The sequence below is a fragment of the Neobacillus pocheonensis genome (assembly GCF_050477905.1).
GTDB classification, from domain to species: domain Bacteria; phylum Bacillota; class Bacilli; order Bacillales; family Cytobacillaceae; genus Neobacillus; species Neobacillus pocheonensis_A.
Genome location: NZ_JBCNAD010000033.1, coordinates 1 through 18,370 on the forward strand (window position 1 = coordinate 1; position 18,370 = coordinate 18,370).

Sequence of the window (18,370 nt, forward strand, 5' to 3'; positions counted from 1 at the left end):
CGCAAAAGCGCCGAGGAGGCTCCCCGGCACGCCCGCGGAAAGCGAGCGCCTGGAGCGGAAATCAACAGCCAAATTTAACAGAGCCTATAAATAAGAGAATTTTTCCAATTTACTTTAGTTTACTATACTTATGGTTTCATAGAGTGACAAACGAGTGACAAATTTTGGGTGATTCTGTTAAAAGAGAGAGTACTACCAAGGTTGTAGTAGAGAATAATCCTTTTGGCAAATAGAAAAAGAGAGTTACCTATGTGATAATATGGTTAACAAACCTCCACCAGGTTTGCGGGACCCAAGATCGGTTAGTGTGCTCATTGTGCCGGTCTGGGTTTTTTTGCGTGCTTAACGAGTTGGGGAAAATTTTCATCGTACTTAAGTTTGGTTGCATTTCGATAATTGTTTTTCTTATATCCTTCCAGTACAATAATAATTAACTGAAAATTACGTTATTTTTAATAATAGATTAGGAGGGGTTGCGTGAGTCATTCTGAGCTTTTGCAAAAAAAGGAACGCCTCTCAAGGCTTTTCCTGCTGCTCATTTCCATCATCGGAACGGTGATTTTTATTCAATTTGGACTCGTAAAATTAACTGCTCCGAATGAGCCGATGATTTTTGCCTTACTTGTGTTTTTCCTTTTTATCGTTGAGTTTTTCCCCCTTCCGATTTGGAAAGGAACCCTAACCATTTCTTTTCCGCTTGTTTACGCAATTTATGTCATAGATGGACTTCCCTATACGCTTGTTTTTTATGGAATCATTGTCGCCGCGATTAATCTCATCAAATGGCGGCCGCTAAGACTCGTTTTTTTTAACCCGGCTGTATTGATTGTAAGCCTTTATTGCGCCCATTTAATCAGTACGTCAGTGTATCCGGTGCTGCCAATCGAAGCCTATTCGAGAGTCATCCAGGAAATTATTCACTTTAGCATATTAATGCTTCCTTTTTACGTCCTTAATAACTTCATCGTTGACATCGTGTTGGCTGTCAGACCGCAAGTCTATAGCTTAAAAGTGTGGAAGCGGAAGATGCTGCAGGAAATGAATAGCTTTGTTATTTCGTACGGCTATCTTGTACTCTTTTATTTTTTAGGAAGTCAAAATAGAGGAACGATTGACGTGATTTCCTTTTTCTTCTTTTTTTCACCGTTGGTCTGTTTTGCTCTATTAAGCTCTATTATTGCTCATTTAAAAAAAGAAAAAGCCAAGCTAAAAGCGCTTTTCAGTATCTCTTCGGAATTAAATAAAAAAATTGCCGCCGCCGACTGGCTCACCTTTTTAACGGAAAATCTCCAAGAATTTATTGATGTCGATGCCTGGGTATTATGGAAAAGAGAAAGGGATATCTGGAAGCTAAAGACGGTATCCGGACTGCTCAAAGAAAAATGGGCTTTAACAGAGCAAATGGAGCATGGCTTGGATTCACTTGGGCAACTAACGGTTTATCACAATACGAAAAAGGCAGCTGGTCCCGTTGGTGAAATTTTTACAAGTGAAGTAGCTTCGTTATTATATGCCCCATTGATGCTCGAAAACGAACTAGTCGGCATGTTTGTGTTTGGCAGGATTCGCACGAAAAGCTTTGCGGAAGAGGATATGCAGTCGGCCGCCACACTTGCTAATCAGCTGGCTGTCTTAATCAAGACCAGATGGCTGTTTGCCGAACAGGAAAAACGGTTAATTTTAGAAGAAAGAAATCGGATTGCCCGTGAAATCCACGACGGAGTGGCCCAGTCGCTTGCTGGGGCGATTATGAATTTAGAAACCGCCCAGCGGAAATTTACCAAGATGCCCGAGGACTCGCTTCGCTTAATGAATGGAAGTACGGAAAAACTGAGGCTGAGCCTTAAGGAAGTCAGGGAATCAATCTATGCATTGCGGCCTTATCCAACCGAACGGGTCGGTTTGCTTTCGGCTATTTCCACTAAGATTAAAGCAGTGGAGTGGGAATCAAAAATCCCCATTTCCTTAGAAACCCGAGGTCCTGAGTTTCAGTTAAGTCCAATGGTTGAAAAAATTATGTTTGAGATTTGCCGGGAAAGTATACAAAATGCCATGAAGCATGCGGAAGCTTCTAAAATAGATATTCTCTTAAGCTATCAAAAAGAGCATGTTTTATTGAAGGTAAAGGATAATGGCAAAGGATTTTCGCTATTCCAGGCGATGATTAAGGCGCGCGAGCATCCACATTTTGGAATTTTGCATATGAATGAAGCGGCTGAAAAAATCCAAGCCACCCTCCAGGTTGACAGCAAGGAAGGGGCTGGAACAGAAATTACCTTAACGGTACCAAGGATGGGGATTGAAGGGAGTGAATTACGTGATCAAGCTTATGCTAGTCGATGATCATGCCGTCTTGCGGGATGGGTTAAAGAATATTTTAGATCTGGAATTAGATATTGAAGTGGTCGCAGAAGCCGTGAATGGAAATGACGCCATCGCCAAGGTGAAGGAGGAGCTGCCTGATGTTATCTTGATGGATATTAATATCCCGGAGAAGAATGGCATAGAAGCCACAAGTGTGATTAAGCAACTTTATCCATCAGTGAAAATTTTAATGCTGACGATGTATGACCATGATGAATACTTTATGTCCGCGATTCGTGAAGGGGCGGATGGCTATCTACTGAAGGATGCCCCCTCCCAGCATGTGGTTGATGCCATCCGGGCGGTTGCGAACGGGCAATCGGTGATTCATCCTTCGATGACGAAGAAATTTCTTGCCTTTCAGCAGCCAAAGGCAGCAGAGCCAGTTGAGGAGAAAGTAGATGGTGCTCTGACTGGAAGGGAAAGAGAGGTCCTTTTGTGCCTTGTAAGGGGAATGAATAATAAGGAAATCGCGGGTGCCCTATACATCAGCGACAAAACTGTCAAAATTCATGTGTCAAACATCTTCAAAAAACTAGGCGTCAAAAGCCGCTCCCAGGTCGTCATTTACGCCGTTCAACACCAACTTGTCCCATTGACATAAGGTGTCAGGCACCATGTGGAAATTTCACATAGTGCCTGACACCTTTTTTAGCCTAAAGGTCTAATGACTATTACTTTTGTACGAGTTGAAAATAGTACCTTTTCCATTTTTAATTACTTCCTTTGCTGAATAGTAAATCAGATCGAATTTTTAGACAATAATCCTATAAATGTAAAATGAAAAGAGGAATGTCATGTGAAAAGGCGGTTTTCAGGCTTACTTGCTTTCTTATTACTTTTTTCACTTGTACTGCCAAATCTATCAAAAGCTCATGCGGAGGTGACTTCTGCAGTTCTTGATAGTAGATTAGTAAAAGCCCTCGAAACAGCGGTACAACCCCTTCAGGTCATCGTAACTTTTGCAGGACAAGGTGCGCCATCGAAGTCTGACCTCGATTTATTGAAGGGCGTTGGTCTTACCGAAGGAACAACGATGAAGGCATTGCCGATAGCTGGCGTTGTCGCCACAAAAGATCAAATCAATAAACTGGCTGCTTCACCAGGTGTTAAATCCATCTATTTAAATCGTAAACTTGAATATTACAATGCTGATGCTACCAATATTACCGGCGTTGATAAGGCGCGCACAGACGCTGCGATGCAAAAGGCAAATGGCGGTCTGCCGCTGACAGGTAAAGGTGTCGGGGTTGTTATCAATGATAGCGGTGTCGATGGCACACATAAAGATTTGCAGTTTGGCAGCCATGTGGTTCAAAACGTAATGGCGAGCTTGAATTTAAATAGTCTGGAACCGGGATTACTTCCAATAACCTATGTTGAAAATGTTCCAAACACAGACACGAATTCAGGCCATGGTACACATGTTGCCGGGATTGTCGGCGGAACAGGTGCGGCCTCCAATGGAAAATATGAAGGGGTTGCCCCTGGTGCAAACTTAATCGGGTATGGGTCTGGTGCTGCCTTATTGGTCCTTGATGGAATTGGCGGCTTCGATTATGCGATTACCCATCAATCCCAATACAATATTCGTGTGATTACAAACTCATGGGGCTCTTCAGGCGATTTTGACCCAAATGACCCTATCAATCTAGCAAGTAAAGCGGCATATGATCACGGCATTACTGTCTTATTTGCGGCAGGAAATGAAGGGCCAGGCGAAAACACTCATAATCCATATGCCAAGGCACCATGGGTCATCTCCGTGGCAGCAGGTGAAAAGGATGGTTCATTGGCGGATTTTTCTTCGCGGGGAACAAAGGGTGTCGGCGGCACGTTTGAACTCGACGGCCGAACGTGGACATGGAGGGATGAACCGAGTGTTACAGCACCGGGTGTTGATATTATCTCGACAAGGGCACTTGGTCCGGTTTCTTCCTTAGCAGCTACTGATGATGCCGCAACGATTGAACCGGCCTATCTCCCATACTATACGGTCATGAGCGGTACTTCGATGGCAACCCCGCATGTTGCAGGAATAGTTGCTCTTCTACTCGAAGCGAAGCCGACCTTAACGCCAGATGAAATTAAGAAGGTCTTGCAGGATACCTCGACGAATATGCCTGGTTATGAAACCTGGGAAGTCGGAAGCGGATATGTCAATGCCTATGCGGCATTGGATGCTGTTCTTTTCGGCAGCACCTATGGCAAGACAGTGAATGCCAATCAAACCTTTAATAGCAATGCTGTCGCTTCTGTTGAACGATCCCCATTTCAAGTGGACTATAACCCCCTGCTGTCAACGTCAAATACCTACTCTTTTGATGTTCCGGCAGGTGTATCGCAATTATCCGCAAGAATTGATGCTTATGGGTTACTTGGTCAAACTGGGAATCCGGTCAACCTGATTTTAATTGCGCCGGATGGCATGGAATATAGCTCTGGGATCAGTTTATTGTTCACGCTTTACCCTGACCGTACGGCCACCGTCAATTCACCTAAGGCTGGGTCCTGGCAGGTAAAGATCGACGGCTTGCACTATGATTCAGCCAATCCAGTTGGTGTAGGCTTGCCTGAAACGATTCAGGGGACAATTTCTACATCGAAGGTAAGTGGTTTTTCCGGGCTAAATGATATCGCAGGCAATCCTGCTGCCTCTGCGATTCAAATGGCGGTAAGTGAAAGATTAGTAGATGGATATGCGGATGGTTCCTTCAAGCCGCAACAGAATCTGTTACGTAAAGATTTAGCTCGGTTTTTAGTGATGGGCGCTGGAATTCGCCAAAGTCAGACCCCAGCCTTGAAGGATGTCCTGTCCTCGGACCTGCCTTTTGCTAGAGCCGTTGCGGCTAAAGGAGCAGCAATCCGCGATGGAGTACAGACGCAGGGCGGCGTTATGCTTTTGGATGCTAACGGCAATTTTAATCCAAACGGTGAGGTCAGCCGCGCGGAACTCGCCTATTCCCTCGTTCAAGCACTTGGTTTAGAAAAGCAGGCCAAGGAGTTCAGCGGCGATACGATAACGGTTTTATATAAGGATGAACGAATTCCGGTTAAGGATAGTGTGTCCATTCCTGCGTCGCTTAGAGGATATGTCCAAACAGCGCTTGACCTCAATATTTTAAATGCCACCTTTGCCGTTAAGCAAGGCCCATATGATTTGGTGCCAACAGTGGAAGCGAGCTTTAATCCATCAGGAAAAATAACAAGGGGCGACTATGCTGTCGCCGTAACGCGTTATTTCCAGGCTTGGCTGCAATAATTTTTGGAAGGAGAGCCTTACACGGGGCTCTCCTTTTTCATGAAATTATTGATATACTACTAGTAGTTTACATTAAAGGATGATCAAAATGGCACAGTCAAAAACAAATGCAATGCGAATATTAGATGCAAAAAAAGTCCAATATGACATACTTACATACGACAACAAAGATGGGAAAATCGACGGAGTTTCCGTGGCTGAAAAAGTCGGCAAGAATCCGAATGAAGTCTATAAAACGCTTGTTGCACAAGGCGCGAGTAAAAATATTTATGTTTATGTCATTCCGGTGGCCGAAGAACTGGACTTGAAAAAAGCAGCGAAAGCGGCCGAAGAAAAGAATGTAGAAATGCTCCCCGTGAAGGATATTCAAAAATGGACGGGCTATATCCGCGGTGGCTGCTCCCCGATTGGCATGAAAAAAGAGTACAAAACCTTTATCGATGAAAGCTGCCTTGAAATCCAGACAATCGTCGTAAGTGCAGGGAAAATTGGTATGCAGATAGTGCTGGAACCAGAGAAACTGAAAGAGCTGACAAAGGCTAAAATTATCGATATTTCTAAATGAAATTTTTCTAGGCATTCACCTAATAATGACAAAAGCATAGGATATGGTGAAAAAACTTTGCGATTGTCATAAAGAGGGAGTGTTGAAGAGTGGCAGGTAAAATTAAGAATTATTTTGCCGGCGGTAATACAGCTAGGGGGTTCCACAATCTGTATGATTCAAATCTCCAAGGACTTGACCGGATATTTATTTTAAAAGGCGGACCTGGAACAGGTAAATCTTCACTGATGAAAAAAATCGGCAATGAATGGGTTGGAAAAGGCTTTGATATCGAACTTCTTCATTGTTCATCTGATAATAATTCGATTGATGGTGTGATTATCCCAGCGTTGAAGGTGGGAATTGTTGATGGAACCGCGCCACACGTGATTGAACCGAAAGCACCTGGTGCCGTTGAAGAATATATAAACCTTGGTGAGGCTTGGAATGCCAGGGCACTGGCTGTTCATAAAAATACGATCTTAAAATTAACCCAACAAATTAATAAGTCCTTTCATAAGGCCTATGATACGTTCAAGGAAGCACTGGATATCCACGATGATTGGGAAAAAATTTATATTAACAGTATGGATTTCAAAAAAGCCGATCAATTAACAAACAAATTAATTGATACGTTTTTTGGAAAAATGAAGCTAAGCAAGCAATCCGATATCCGCCACCGCTTTTTAGGGGCCGCAACGCCAAAAGGAGCGGTTGATTACGTTCCAAATCTCACCGAAGAGATTCCGAAGCGCTACTTCATCAAAGGACGGCCTGGATCCGGGAAATCAACGATGCTGAAAAAGCTGGCTGCAGCGGCTGAAGCAAGAGGTGTAGATTCAGAAATTTATCATTGCGGTTTTGATCCACATAGCTTAGATATGGTCATTTTCAGAGAACTTGGAATCGCAATTTTTGACAGTACTGCACCGCATGAATATTTCCCAAGCCGCGATGGTGATGAGATCATTGATATGTATGAATTATTGATTGCTCAAGGGACAGATGAAATTTTTGAAGATATCCTTAGTAAAATTTCGACCAATTATAAGAGCAAAATGGTGGAAGCCACTTCTTATTTGGCAAAGGCAAAAGAGCTCCATGATGAATTAGAGGATATTTACATTGCGGCCATGGATTTTTCTGTTGTGGAAGGAATTCAAGATAAAATTGCTGATGAAATAAGAAATGTCGCTGCAGCGAAAGTAGATTAAGTAGTAGATTTCACCAAATTAGGCGTAGTGCATACATTAGAGGGAAAACAAATAGAAGGGGGTTTTATGCCTTGAATTATTTGAATTACCCTTATGGTCACGGCCTAATCCATGGTGTGCCTCATGAAGATTTCTTGCGTCAGACACAAATGCCCGGTGGAGGCCAGCACCAACCGCCGCCTGGAGGAGGTCAGCACCAACCACCGTACGGGGGAGGCCAGCACCAACCACCGCACGGAGGAGGCCAGCACCAACCACCGCCTGGAGGAGGTCAGCACCAACCGCCGTACGGAGGAGGTCAGCACCAACCGCCGTACGGGGGAGGTCAGCATCAACCGCCGCACGGAGGAGGCCAGCACCAACCGCCGTACGGAGGAGGCCAGCATCAACCTCCGCACGGAGGATTCCCACAATATCCACCACCACTAGGAGGAGGGTATCATCCGCCACATGGCGGGGCACCGACCGCACCGCCGCCAGCCTATATTCCACAGGAGACTGCAGGCTTGTATGCAGTTGATCCTGGAGGTATCAGGCCATGCCTCTACCGTTACACTTATATTTGGTTAAGAAACGGCAGAAGTTTCTGGTACTATCCAACCTATGTGGGCAGAACCTCAATTGCAGGCTATCGCTGGAGAGGTTACCACTGGGAATACTATGGAATGGATCTAGACAGAATCCGCTCGTTTAGCTGTCACTAATCGATAAAAAAATCGGCTTTCAAATGTGAAAGTCGATTTTTTCTGTCTTATGCATGTGGATTTGTCTTGCTTTGCTGACCTTTATTGCGCTTGTTCCCTTTACTATTATCGCCGCTTACAAACTCACTCGCAAACTCAGCCTCTGCATGCCCGGCCTGAGGTGAATTTTGGTTGCCGCTGCCTTTGTTAACTTTCTTTGTCAACGAATTGACCTCCTTTCCTTATCCACTTTTAGTTTGGCATTGGTAAATTCGTTTATGCGGAGGTATTGAAATAAATAGAAAGGGAAAAAAGTAAGAAGGGAGAATAATCAAGGTGAGAGGAGTGATATTGTTGATCGCATTATTGACCAAGTTATTTGACGAAAACCGAAATCCAGCGGATGCCGGCCCAATGGAAAGCTATATGAAGGGCCATTTCCCCTTTCTAGGAATCAAGTCCCCAATACGAAAGGAACTAGAAAAACAATTTTTCAAAGAGACTGGGATTCTCAAAGAACCATTTGATCATGATTTTGTTACCGGGCTTTGGGACAAGCCTGAAAGAGAATTCCAATATACAGCATTAACTTATATTGAAAAATCGCTTAATAAGCTGGAAAAAAGTGATTTGGAGTTTATGGAAACGTTGATTACAACGAAATCGTGGTGGGATACCGTCGATGCCATTGCGCCAAAAGCGGTTGGAAAAATTGCTGATAAGTTTCCTGAAGTGATTGGAGAAACGATTGATGGCTGGGCCATCCATGACAATATGTGGCTCCGCCGAGCGGCGATACTTTTTCAATTAAAATATAAAGGGAACACGAATGAAGGGCTGCTCTATAAATATATCCTGGGAAATGCTGACAGCAAGGAGTTTTTTATCCAAAAAGCTATCGGCTGGGCTTTAAGAGAATATTCCAAGTCTAATCCCATGTCGGTAAAAAAGTTTATTGAAGGCAACCGCTTAGCCCCATTAAGTGTTCGTGAAGGCAGCAAGTATGTAGGCTGAGCCTTCTTGGGGGAATTATCCAGAAACTCATGTTAGAATGTCTTTAACAAAACAGAGGAGATGGACAACATGATTAAATGTATTGCATCAGACATGGATGGTACGTTATTAAATGCCTTACAGCAAGTGAGTCAGGAAAATAAAGAAGCGATTTTAAAAGCACAAGCAAAAGGAATTGAATTTGTGGTTGCGACAGGAAGATCGTATCAAGAAGCAACCTTTGCATTAGCTGAAACGGGACTGAAATGTCCGCTTATTTGTGTGAACGGAGCAGAAGTCCGGTCGAAGGACGGCGAGATCATCTCCGCAAACCCAATCAGCAAGGAATTGGCTAGAAAAGCCGCCTCCAAGCTGACGGAGCATGATATTTATTATGAGGTATACACAAACAAGGGGACTTTCACGGTAGATGCAGAAAAAGCGGTCTCGATACTGGTGGATATCGTAATGAGTGCGAATACGGATTTGAACAAGGAGGAAGTTGTTTATAAAGCAGGGGCCAGGGTTCGCAACGGCTTAGTCCATCAGCTAGACGATTATGAAATGCTTTTTGCAGATGAAGACCACCAGATTTATAAAATACTAGCATTCTCCTTTGATGCTGACAGATTAGATGCAGCTAACAAAGCGCTTGTGACAATCGATGAACTAGAAATTTCCTCATCAGGCCATGAAAACATTGAGATTACCCATAAAAATGCCCAAAAAGGAATTGCCCTTGAATCGTTTGTAAATGCAAATGGGATTGCGTTATCTGAGACGATGGCGATGGGTGATAATTTGAATGATGTTTCAATGTTTGAACGAGTGGGAAGATCGGTTGCCATGGGCAATGCCAGCTACTACATAAAATCACTGTGTGACGTTGTAACTGATACAAATGAAGAAAGCGGAGTAGCGAAGGCAATATTGGAAATTCTTTAGATAGAAAAGTGGAAACGCCGACCAGGGCCATCCGATTCTTAAATATGCTTTTCGCTGATAAAAGTGAATTATCCGCTGATTGGGTGGCGCTATCCGCTGTGGAGCACGCTATCCGCTGATTGGAGCACGCTATCCGATAATTAAGTCATGTAATCTGAAAATGATGTCTTCAGTATGTTAAAAAAGGTCACTTTTGGTTGTAAAAGTGACCTTAGACTCGTGATATTTAAAGAATTTCAATCTTTAACGAATTTACTTGTGAGACGAGCAAATCCTCGTATGCTTTTTGGGCTAGGAAGTAGACTTCTTGTTCCCCTACATTCGGATTCTCTTTTTTGACTTTTTCAATGACATCCTTTTGTACCTTTTGGGACATAACAATTAATAGATACTGCTGCTTTTCAGTAGCCCAAAACTTTTCTTCGCCATACTCTTTGATTAAGCCTTTGGCAGCCTCAAATTGGTTATATTGATCGCGGGATTTAGTGACGGCCTGTTCAACCTCTGCGTCCGTAGCCTTATGGCCTTTTTCATTAGCCAGCATCGCCATTGCGCGCAAGCGGATAATTTGCGTTAGTAATTGGTTTTTATCGTTGCTGATTTTTTCCTGCGAATCAAGATAGGCCAGTTCTTCCTCTAACTGCTTACCGATATATTTTTTCTTGGCAGCCTCGCGGTTAATTTCTAGCTGTAGCTGATTAATAAATTGATAAAAAGCGACATCATCATTTGTAATCCATTCGCCATTAATGGTCGCAACACCTTTAGGCTTTGTAACGTTAAGATCGATGACTTTTTCAGTCTTTTTCCCGTCCTTCTTCAATGTAAACGCAGCTTCATATTTGCCGCCCATTGGCAGCTTTACCGAACCAGAGTAAGTTCCAGTTTTGCCTTCCTTTAATTTCACGTCATATGTCCCGTGGTCCATATTCGTCATCGAAAGTTGAGCCGATACGTCTAATCCTTTAACCGCTTTTTTATTTTCAGTTACTTTAATCTCAAACGGCATTGCTGCATCCTTTTGAAAATAAAGATCTTTTGTGACTTCAATTTTATAATCAGGGCCCGAGCTGCAGCCGGTTAGCAACGCAATCAGCAGCAGAAAGGCGAAAATCGTCTTAATTCTCATGCGTCAATCCCTCCTAAATTGTGGGTTTGCAAAAATTCATCTACCGTATATTTTTCCATTTTTCCATTATTTAAATAAGCAACGTGTGTGCAGACCTGCCTAATCTCATCGAGATGGTGAGAGGAAAGCAAAATGGTCTTATCATTTAGAGACCCAAGTACGTCCAAAATTTCCTTTCTTCCCATCGGGTCGATGCCGCTTGTCGGCTCATCAAGAATTAAAATGCCAGAATCCTGATAAAGGGTGATTGCTAGGCCAAGACGCTGCAGCATCCCTTTAGAATAGGACTTCACTTGGACGTCGCGGTCGTCCCACAGGCTGACTGATTTCAACACCTGCTCCATTCTGCCCAAATTCGCTTTTTTAAAAACTGCTTCGGCAAAAAAGGTCAGATTCTCAAGTCCCGTCAGCATCGGATAGAGCATAAATTTTTCGGGCAAGTAGGCAATTGTCTTTTTCCAGACCTGATTTTTCTTCGTGACCTCGATGCCATTAATCTCGATCGTCCCTTGCTTCACGGGAAGCAAACCGAGCAGGCTGTTAATGAACGTGGATTTACCGGCCCCATTTCGACCGACAAGCGCACAGATTTCGTTGTTTCCAATCTCAATTGTAATCGAATCCAGCACCATTTTTTTCCCGAAGGATTGATTTAAATTGGTTACTTTAATCATTCATGGCCCTCCTTCCGGTTGAAGACAATAGCTGTACCGAAGGAAACGGCAAGCCAGACAAGCAGATTTCCAATTAAAAAGAATACAGGCTTCGTCCACATGAACGCTTGCAAGAGTCTCGACATATGGCCGAAGGAATAGACACCCATTCCGGTTTCAAGAAACATCCGTACTGACTGAAGCGGATTTAAAAAATATATAGACGAAAAGAATTTAACATTTTCATAGGTTACGTCCGGCAAAAACGAAAGCAGGATAAAGTCGTGCAAGAAGAAAAAGTAAAACCAGACAAAAATCGTAAACCCTAAAATTTGCATTCTTGATCGGCTAATGCTGCCAATTGCCGCACCCATTTGTAAAAACACAAGCGCCATGCAAACAACAGCCGTCACAAAAATCAAATAGCTTTTAATATCTAACTGAAAGTTAAATTTTAGGAATAATAGATAGACGAAAAACCAAGTGATTAGCGGAACAAGGACGCACGTGTATAGCCCTAGACTCTTTCTAAATAAAAAGCTGGTGTAGTTGTCCCTTTTCGTTAGCAGCATGATTAGCGTTTTTTGTTCTTTTTCCTGAAAAATAGAAAAGGCGCCGATAAACAAACACAAGATTGGTATAAAGTAAATGACTGTATCAAATAAATTGATTAGCAGAATATAAAAGCCTTTATCAAAGGAAAGACTAGTTGAGCGAAATAAAATGCTAATGCTTAGAAGAACGATAATGCTTAAAGAAAGCCACAGCCCTTTACCCCTTATATTTTCCTTCCATTCCTTCCAAATGTAATGCATAGCCTTTGTCTCCCCTTTAGTAAAATCAACACCACTAGCACACCTAAAACAACCAATAGAATCGTATGCGGCTTGCCCTTTGCAGCGGCTAATGGGTGTGGATCCTTAAACATGACGTCCTCATCCTTCAGCGTGGCATTAATTTTTTCATAGATTGAAATCGCTGGACTTTTTAAAAATAAATACGTTAATTCTTGATCCTCAATTAATTGATATAACGAGGAGCGGTAGGTAATTGGGAAATCGCCGATGCCGTTCTGGTTAAGGTCGGTAAGTGGGAAGGAACTTCCCCAATCATTTCCCATTCCTTTTTTACTCCAGGAATTATGCTCGCCCGTGCCGCCAAGCGTGACGGCTGGAATCGTATTGTCAGAAATATGGTTTAACGTAAAGGTTTGATCATTCGAGCTGGCCCATAGCTCAATGCCAATTTGGTTTTGAACGATTGTGTTGTCCTTAATCGTGTTTCGGGTTGCCTGGTCAATATAAAGGCCCCGCTGGTTCATATAAAACGTGTTTCCTGCTATATAATTATCATTGGCTTGAAGAATCATTAAGCCAAACGATTGATTTCCATAGTTAACGATAAATTGATTATCTTCTAATTTAAGATGGTTCGAGTTCATGATGGCAGCGCCACCGGTGTTCATCGTAAAGGTATTTTTCTTAAAAATATTTTCATCGGAATACATGTAATGTAAGCCATATCTTGTTTTTGAAATGTTATTTTCATAGCTTTTATTGTTGTTTGCATAATCGAAGAACATCCCGTCTCTTGTGCCTTCGACTGTATTGTGCTCAATTAGATTATCATTGGCATAATAAACGTGCAGTCCGTTCCCCTGGGCGGCTATTTCACCTTTGCCCATGCCCTTGATATTGTTATCACGGATGATATTATGATGCGCCTGGCTTAAATAAATTCCGTGAAAGGAATGGCGGATCTTGACATCTTCCACCACATTGTTGTTTGTATAGATCTTGATGCCGGCATATTCTTCAGCGGAATTGCGGTCCATACTGCTGTTAGTCACAGTTAGGTGGCTAAGCCTCACATTGGCTGCCTTAATGGAAATGACATTTCCCTTTCCGTCTCCCTTGATCACGGTATTACTTGAGCCAATAATCGTCATGCTTTTATGAATAACGATATTGCCCTCATACGTTTTATTTTCAAGTCTCAATACCGCCCCCTCTTTCATGGAGTCGATAATCGCTTGTAAGTTTTCGGCTGCCATATTTTTCTCAGGTTTCACAAATAAAAGGAGAGAAAAAACTAAAGAGATGAGCGTGAGCTTTTTCATGTTACTTTCGATCCTTCCATAACGGAATTAATAATAAAAGAAACGCAGCAATAACTAGATACATTCCAGTCCCAAACAAACTGGTGGTATGAAAATTAGCAATCGTATTATGCCCTAAGATTGGCGGTACGAATGGATCAATTTTAATTGGAGCATGCGGACTTAAATTGGTTCCGAATTTTTTCAAAGCAGAATGGAGGTCAAGAACACCGAGCAGTCCGCCAATGGCAAAAACACCAATCAATCCGTAAAGAATTGCTCTTCTACGAAGCAGCGCCGTTAATAGAGTGATAATGGCTAAGCCGACAATCAGATAAGGCAGGTACTTAAGTTCCGGGAAGTTTGCTTCACTGAAGTTTGCCATGCCGATATAATGGTTTAGCCCGTTGACAATATCTATTTGACCTTCAAGCTTGTTTGGATAAACAATGATATTTAATCCTTCTGGATATTGCGGAGCTATGAATACCATCTTCCACCAAGGGAAAAATAGAGAACCTCCAATTAAAATCGCAGATACCGCTAAAATTAAGGAAGAAACCACTGATAACTTTTTACTACTACCAATCAAGTTAACCACTCCTAATATAGTGAAAATTAGTTAAAAGGATAGGGGTATCAATTTTAGCAATTGATACCCACTCCTTACTTATAATGTCTAGCTACAGCGCCTAGGGGCTCTTTGGTCTAAGCCAATCTGTCGAGAAGGTTAAAAAGCAACCTTCCCGCCAGCTCGTCTTATGCTTGTCACCCCTGGTCAAGGCGCTTCCGCTTTTCTTCTAATTTTTCGGCTTTACAAGGAAGTATCCTGTCATTTCCTGGTGCAGCGCTGAACAGAAGTTTGAACAGTAAAGTGGATAAGTTCCAGCTTTTTTCGCGACAAATTCCATTGTATTCGTTTGGCCAGGCTGTACTTCCATGTTTAAGTTATAGCTGTTGATGGCAAAGCCGTGGGTAATATCTTCATCGAAATCAATGTTAGTTAAATGGATGGTGACATAATCGCCTTCGTTGACTTCAATGACATCAGGACGTTTTGCTTTCGCATCAAAGATAAACTTCGAGCGCATCGCAATTCCGTATACATCGACGTTATTGCCATTGCGGACAATTCTTGCGTCAGACTTTTTATAAACAGCGTCTTTGTTCTTTTCATCTTTAGGGTAAACGTTAATTGCCTTGATCTTATCTGCTTTAATCATTTGAGCGTAGTGAGGCTCTGGGTTAACCGGAGCAGATTGGATGACCTTCATTTTGCCACTGATGTCGATTAACTGCATGGACTCAGGGTGTGAAGGACCAACAGACAAGTAGCTGTCTTTCGCAATCTTATTAAGCGCTACAAGGTATTTTCCATCAGGTGAAACGGTATCGCCTTCAGCAGCAACAGAGTGACCTGGAGAGTATTGAACAGGTACACGGTCTAATGTTTTTCCAGTGTTTGGATCCCATTTTACAACCTCAGAAGAGATGAACATCGTTGTATAGGCCATGCCTTTGTCATCAAATTGAGTATGAAGCGGTCCAAGGGCGTTTTCTGGGTTTACTTCGCGTTCCATGACGGATTTGTAATTGATAATCGGAATCCCGTTTCTTTCACCGGCAAAGTCTTTGTTTTCGATCGCTTTAAAGGCTTTTTCAAACGAGAATACAGTCATCGTAGGTGCAAGCTTGCCTGAGGCGATGAATCGTTTGCCGTCTGGCGTAACGTCAACACCGTGCGGCGATTTCGCAACCGGAATTAAATAGATGCCGCCTTTTTGTTTTTCAGGGTAAATCATTTTTTGGCCGTTAACATCCTCATACTTGCCTTCCTTGACCATTTTCTCAAGCTCTTTCCAGTTAAAAAGAACAATATAGTCACGGTCTGCTTGTGACGCGTTAATTTCAAGGTTTGTGGTGGCTTCTTCCGTATTATAGGTCGTTAACACAGCCCAATCCTTGGAGATTTTTTTACCAGCATCAGAAAGGTCATAGGACCATGGCGGAAGCGCCACTTGATAAGCAACATTAAGCTTTTCTTTGTTTTGGTCAAATGTCACGGCGGACATTACGCCGCGGTATTTTGTGCTGTAGTCATCAAGTGATTCATACTTTTGACCAAGTGGTACGGCGAAACGAGTTGGCAGGAACATGTACTCGGTATTTTCGGTAACGAAGGCCGCACAGTGCGGGCCGCTTGTGTTTGGAACTTGAATAATGTCTTTCACGGTAAAGGTTTTTAAATCCATGGCGGCTGCACGGCTGTTACCAACGTCAGTCGCAAACATAAATTTACCGTCATAGTCACCGTTTGTTTCAGAGAAAGCAGGGTGGTGAAGGTCTCCCCATGTATAGTCACCCATTAATTTCTTAGAATGCTCATCAAAGCCATATCCTGTCGCCGAATCTGGTGAGAAAACAGGAACGGTACGGATCTGACGCATCGATGGAACACCGTAAATAAACATTTGTCCAGAGTGTCCGCCAGATGCGAATAAATAGTATTCATCTTTTTTACCAAATGGAACGTAAACTTTTTCTGCATCGCTCTTGTTGCTGCCGGATGCTGTTGCTGTTTTGTCATTGGACGAGAAGTCAGCGAATGATATTGTCGCTGCAACAAAACCGGCAAGTAATCCGGATGCGATTGGAATCCATTTTTTCATTCTTTTACACCACCTTATTTTGCTTCAGATGCTTGCTTCAGAAGGTCAAGGACCTGCTTGAGCTCATCATCTGTTAATGGATTTTTACCGATAACGCCAGACATGACAGCTGAAGTAGGCGCTTTCAAGAATTCCTCGATTGGCTTGCCGTGCTTGCCTTCCACATTAACAAACGCTTGGGAAAGATCCGGACCAACGGCCCCGCCTTTTAAATTTAGAGCCTCTACGCTGTGGCAGCCTAAGCAGCCTTTCTTATTAAGGATGGTATCCTCGTTTGCTGAAGAAGTTTTTGCGGGCTCTTCTTTTGTTGTTTCTGTCGTTGCTGTTTCCTTTGTATCAGCTTGTGCCACTTGCGGCTGTTTTTCGGAATCTCCCGTGATGACGCCAAAAACAAGATATCCTAAACCGAAGCCTAAGAGCGCGCAGATTACAAAGGTAATAATGGCTTTTTTCATACTTGCCCCCTCCTTTTATCTCTAATGAACAACTTTATCCTAATCTGGAAGGGCCGATAAAATAGTGACGTGCGTCACATCATTTGATTCGTTTTTGAACGTTTTGTGAAAGGGGGAGCAAACCCTTAGAAAATCGCTGTTTTAAAAAATTGAACGTTTTGTGAATCTCGTCACTACATCATCAAGAATAGAAGATTACAATAGATGTAAATATATCGAAATCTAGAAAAGGTGGTGGAAAAATGCAACGCGTTGATTACTTAGAGGATCTGCATTTTGCTGTTTATAAAGAGGTGAAATCGTCGGAGCTGCTTCGGAAAATTGTCATCTTCAAGAATTTATCGGAAAAGTCGCTTCGCGTCATCGAAAACCAAATCCAAACGCTTGAATTTAAAAAAGGCGAGCAAGTGATTTCGGAGGAACAGGTGGCAAAGGGTGTTTACTTCGTTCATTCCGGTGCCGTCAAGCTGTCGAAACAGGATGAAACCGGCAATGAAATCATTGTTTGTGTGAAACAAAATGGCGATGTCTTTGCAGAGGCATGCTTGTTTACGCAAAAGACAGAACGCTATCCAGCGACGGCAACGATGCTGCAGGACGGAAAGTTGCTCTTTTTGGAAAAGCAGGAATTGGAGCAGGAATTATACAAGTATCCTTAGCTCTCGAATGCAAATGATCCGCTATATGAGTGATTCACTTCGGGAAATGACGTCGCATATACGTGACGTTGCCTTGCTTGACGTTTATGCAAAAACAGTAAAAACAATGGAGCGGCTTGGGAAGAAGTTTAACACGGGGGTAAACCGGTGGAATATTGAAATTCCGTTAACGGTTCAGGAATTTGCGACCGTAGTGGGAACCTCACGGGAGAGTGTGAGTCGGGTATTTTCGCGGCTAAAAAAAGAGTAAATGATAGATTTGAAGTCGCGGAAAATCATCATTTTGGATTGGTGTCGTTTTTGTACGCTATTGCAGCGGGATTATTGATAGTTTTCGGCCGTTTTTAAGTTTTGTCTATTATTAGGGTGGTTTTGTCCATTTTTTTGAATGGATTGACTATTTTTCCAGAGGGTTTGTCTATTTTTTTAAGCACTTTGTCTATTTTTCAAAGGAGTTTGTCTATTTAGACATTATTTGGATAAAATATTTCCTAAAGATCATGAATTTGAACATTATAAATAAAAAGAAAAAGAGGGCTTCCCAGTAGTATTGGGAAGCCCTCTTTTGGCTTGTTTAAATTATTGTAAATATTTGAATGATTAGACTTATTTAAATTGTATTGACAATACTTCGATAGGATAATAGAATGTCATTGTTTATAGGAAACTGTATATGGTTTTAAACGATTTTTTTTTCCACTC

18 protein-coding genes are annotated in these 18,370 nt (G+C 42.5%); 10 read left to right on the forward strand and 8 right to left on the reverse strand.

The window, feature by feature from the left end; all coding sequences use genetic code 11:
• Nucleotides 1-477: 477 nt before the first annotated feature.
• The 6 genes from ABES02_RS18150 to ABES02_RS18175 all read left to right on the forward strand — a co-directional run bounded on the left by ABES02_RS18150 (nt 478) and on the right by ABES02_RS18175 (nt 8,088).
• A complete protein-coding gene (locus ABES02_RS18150) occupies nt 478-2,343 on the forward strand; it encodes a GAF domain-containing sensor histidine kinase (protein WP_430137889.1) in 1,866 nt (621 codons plus the stop codon).
• The gene (locus ABES02_RS18155) at nt 2,318-2,968 is read left to right on the forward strand and encodes a response regulator (protein ID WP_430137892.1); all 651 of its coding nucleotides are present in this window, start codon (nt 2,318-2,320) and stop codon (nt 2,966-2,968) included. Before ABES02_RS18150 ends, ABES02_RS18155 begins: the two co-directional genes overlap by 26 nt.
• Nucleotides 2,969-3,163: 195 nt before the next feature.
• A complete protein-coding gene (locus ABES02_RS18160; protein WP_430137895.1) occupies nt 3,164-5,626 on the forward strand; it encodes a S8 family serine peptidase in 2,463 nt (820 codons plus the stop codon).
• A gap of 88 nt (nt 5,627-5,714) precedes the next feature.
• Entirely contained in the window at nt 5,715-6,191 is a 477-nt protein-coding gene (gene ybaK, locus ABES02_RS18165; RefSeq protein ID WP_430137897.1) for a Cys-tRNA(Pro) deacylase, read from the forward strand.
• A gap of 89 nt (nt 6,192-6,280) precedes the next feature.
• The gene (locus ABES02_RS18170) at nt 6,281-7,384 is read left to right on the forward strand and encodes a PRK06851 family protein (RefSeq protein WP_430137900.1); all 1,104 of its coding nucleotides are present in this window, start codon (nt 6,281-6,283) and stop codon (nt 7,382-7,384) included.
• A 71-nt stretch (nt 7,385-7,455) separates the two neighbouring features.
• Complete coding sequence (locus tag ABES02_RS18175) at nt 7,456-8,088, forward strand: proline-rich domain-containing protein (protein WP_430137903.1); 633 nt, start codon at nt 7,456-7,458, stop codon at nt 8,086-8,088.
• A gap of 47 nt (nt 8,089-8,135) precedes the next feature.
• Here ABES02_RS18175 and ABES02_RS18180 read toward each other — a convergent pair whose 3' ends face one another.
• The gene (locus ABES02_RS18180) at nt 8,136-8,291 is read right to left on the reverse strand and encodes a hypothetical protein (RefSeq protein ID WP_430137906.1); all 156 of its coding nucleotides are present in this window, start codon (nt 8,289-8,291) and stop codon (nt 8,136-8,138) included.
• Nucleotides 8,292-8,418: 127 nt separating this feature from the next.
• On the opposite strand from ABES02_RS18180, the gene ABES02_RS18185 reads away from it, so the two are divergent.
• Both ABES02_RS18185 and ABES02_RS18190 read left to right on the forward strand, forming a co-directional pair.
• Nucleotides 8,419-9,081 carry a DNA alkylation repair protein gene (locus ABES02_RS18185; protein ID WP_430138352.1) on the forward strand — a complete coding sequence of 221 codons (663 nt, stop codon included), beginning with the start codon at nt 8,419-8,421 and terminating at the stop codon, nt 9,079-9,081.
• 69 nt (nt 9,082-9,150) lie between these two features.
• Nucleotides 9,151-10,005 (forward strand): Cof-type HAD-IIB family hydrolase, encoded by an 855-nt coding sequence (locus ABES02_RS18190; RefSeq protein WP_430137908.1) that lies wholly within the window; start codon nt 9,151-9,153, stop codon nt 10,003-10,005.
• A gap of 226 nt (nt 10,006-10,231) precedes the next feature.
• On the opposite strand, the gene ABES02_RS18195 is transcribed toward ABES02_RS18190, so the two are convergent.
• From ABES02_RS18195 to ABES02_RS18225, 7 genes are all read right to left on the reverse strand, one after another.
• Complete coding sequence (locus tag ABES02_RS18195; RefSeq protein WP_430137910.1) at nt 10,232-11,134, reverse strand: FixH family protein; 903 nt, start codon at nt 11,132-11,134, stop codon at nt 10,232-10,234.
• Nucleotides 11,131-11,808 carry an ABC transporter ATP-binding protein gene (locus ABES02_RS18200; protein ID WP_430137913.1) on the reverse strand — a complete coding sequence of 226 codons (678 nt, stop codon included), beginning with the start codon at nt 11,806-11,808 and terminating at the stop codon, nt 11,131-11,133. Before ABES02_RS18200 ends, ABES02_RS18195 begins: the two co-directional genes overlap by 4 nt.
• Nucleotides 11,805-12,602 (reverse strand): ABC transporter permease, encoded by a 798-nt coding sequence (locus ABES02_RS18205; RefSeq protein WP_430137915.1) that lies wholly within the window; start codon nt 12,600-12,602, stop codon nt 11,805-11,807. Before ABES02_RS18205 ends, ABES02_RS18200 begins: the two co-directional genes overlap by 4 nt.
• Complete coding sequence (gene nosD, locus ABES02_RS18210; protein ID WP_430137918.1) at nt 12,566-13,906, reverse strand: nitrous oxide reductase family maturation protein NosD; 1,341 nt, start codon at nt 13,904-13,906, stop codon at nt 12,566-12,568. Before nosD ends, ABES02_RS18205 begins: the two co-directional genes overlap by 37 nt.
• 1 nt (nt 13,907) lies before the next feature.
• Complete coding sequence (locus tag ABES02_RS18215) at nt 13,908-14,477, reverse strand: hypothetical protein (protein ID WP_430137921.1); 570 nt, start codon at nt 14,475-14,477, stop codon at nt 13,908-13,910.
• A 208-nt stretch (nt 14,478-14,685) separates the two neighbouring features.
• Entirely contained in the window at nt 14,686-16,554 is a 1,869-nt protein-coding gene (gene nosZ, locus ABES02_RS18220; protein ID WP_430137924.1) for a Sec-dependent nitrous-oxide reductase, read from the reverse strand.
• Between the two features lie 14 nt (nt 16,555-16,568).
• Nucleotides 16,569-17,009, reverse strand: a complete 441-nt coding sequence (locus ABES02_RS18225; protein ID WP_430137927.1) for a cytochrome C — start codon at nt 17,007-17,009, stop codon at nt 16,569-16,571.
• A 242-nt stretch (nt 17,010-17,251) separates the two neighbouring features.
• Between ABES02_RS18225 and ABES02_RS18230 the strand changes: the two genes are divergently transcribed.
• Both ABES02_RS18230 and ABES02_RS18235 read left to right on the forward strand, forming a co-directional pair.
• A complete protein-coding gene (locus tag ABES02_RS18230; protein ID WP_430137929.1) occupies nt 17,252-17,668 on the forward strand; it encodes a Crp/Fnr family transcriptional regulator in 417 nt (138 codons plus the stop codon).
• Nucleotides 17,669-17,693: 25 nt separating this feature from the next.
• On the forward strand, nt 17,694-17,918 hold the full coding sequence (locus ABES02_RS18235; protein ID WP_430137931.1) for a helix-turn-helix domain-containing protein: 225 nt from the start codon (nt 17,694-17,696) through the stop codon (nt 17,916-17,918).
• Nucleotides 17,919-18,370: the final 452 nt, after the last annotated feature.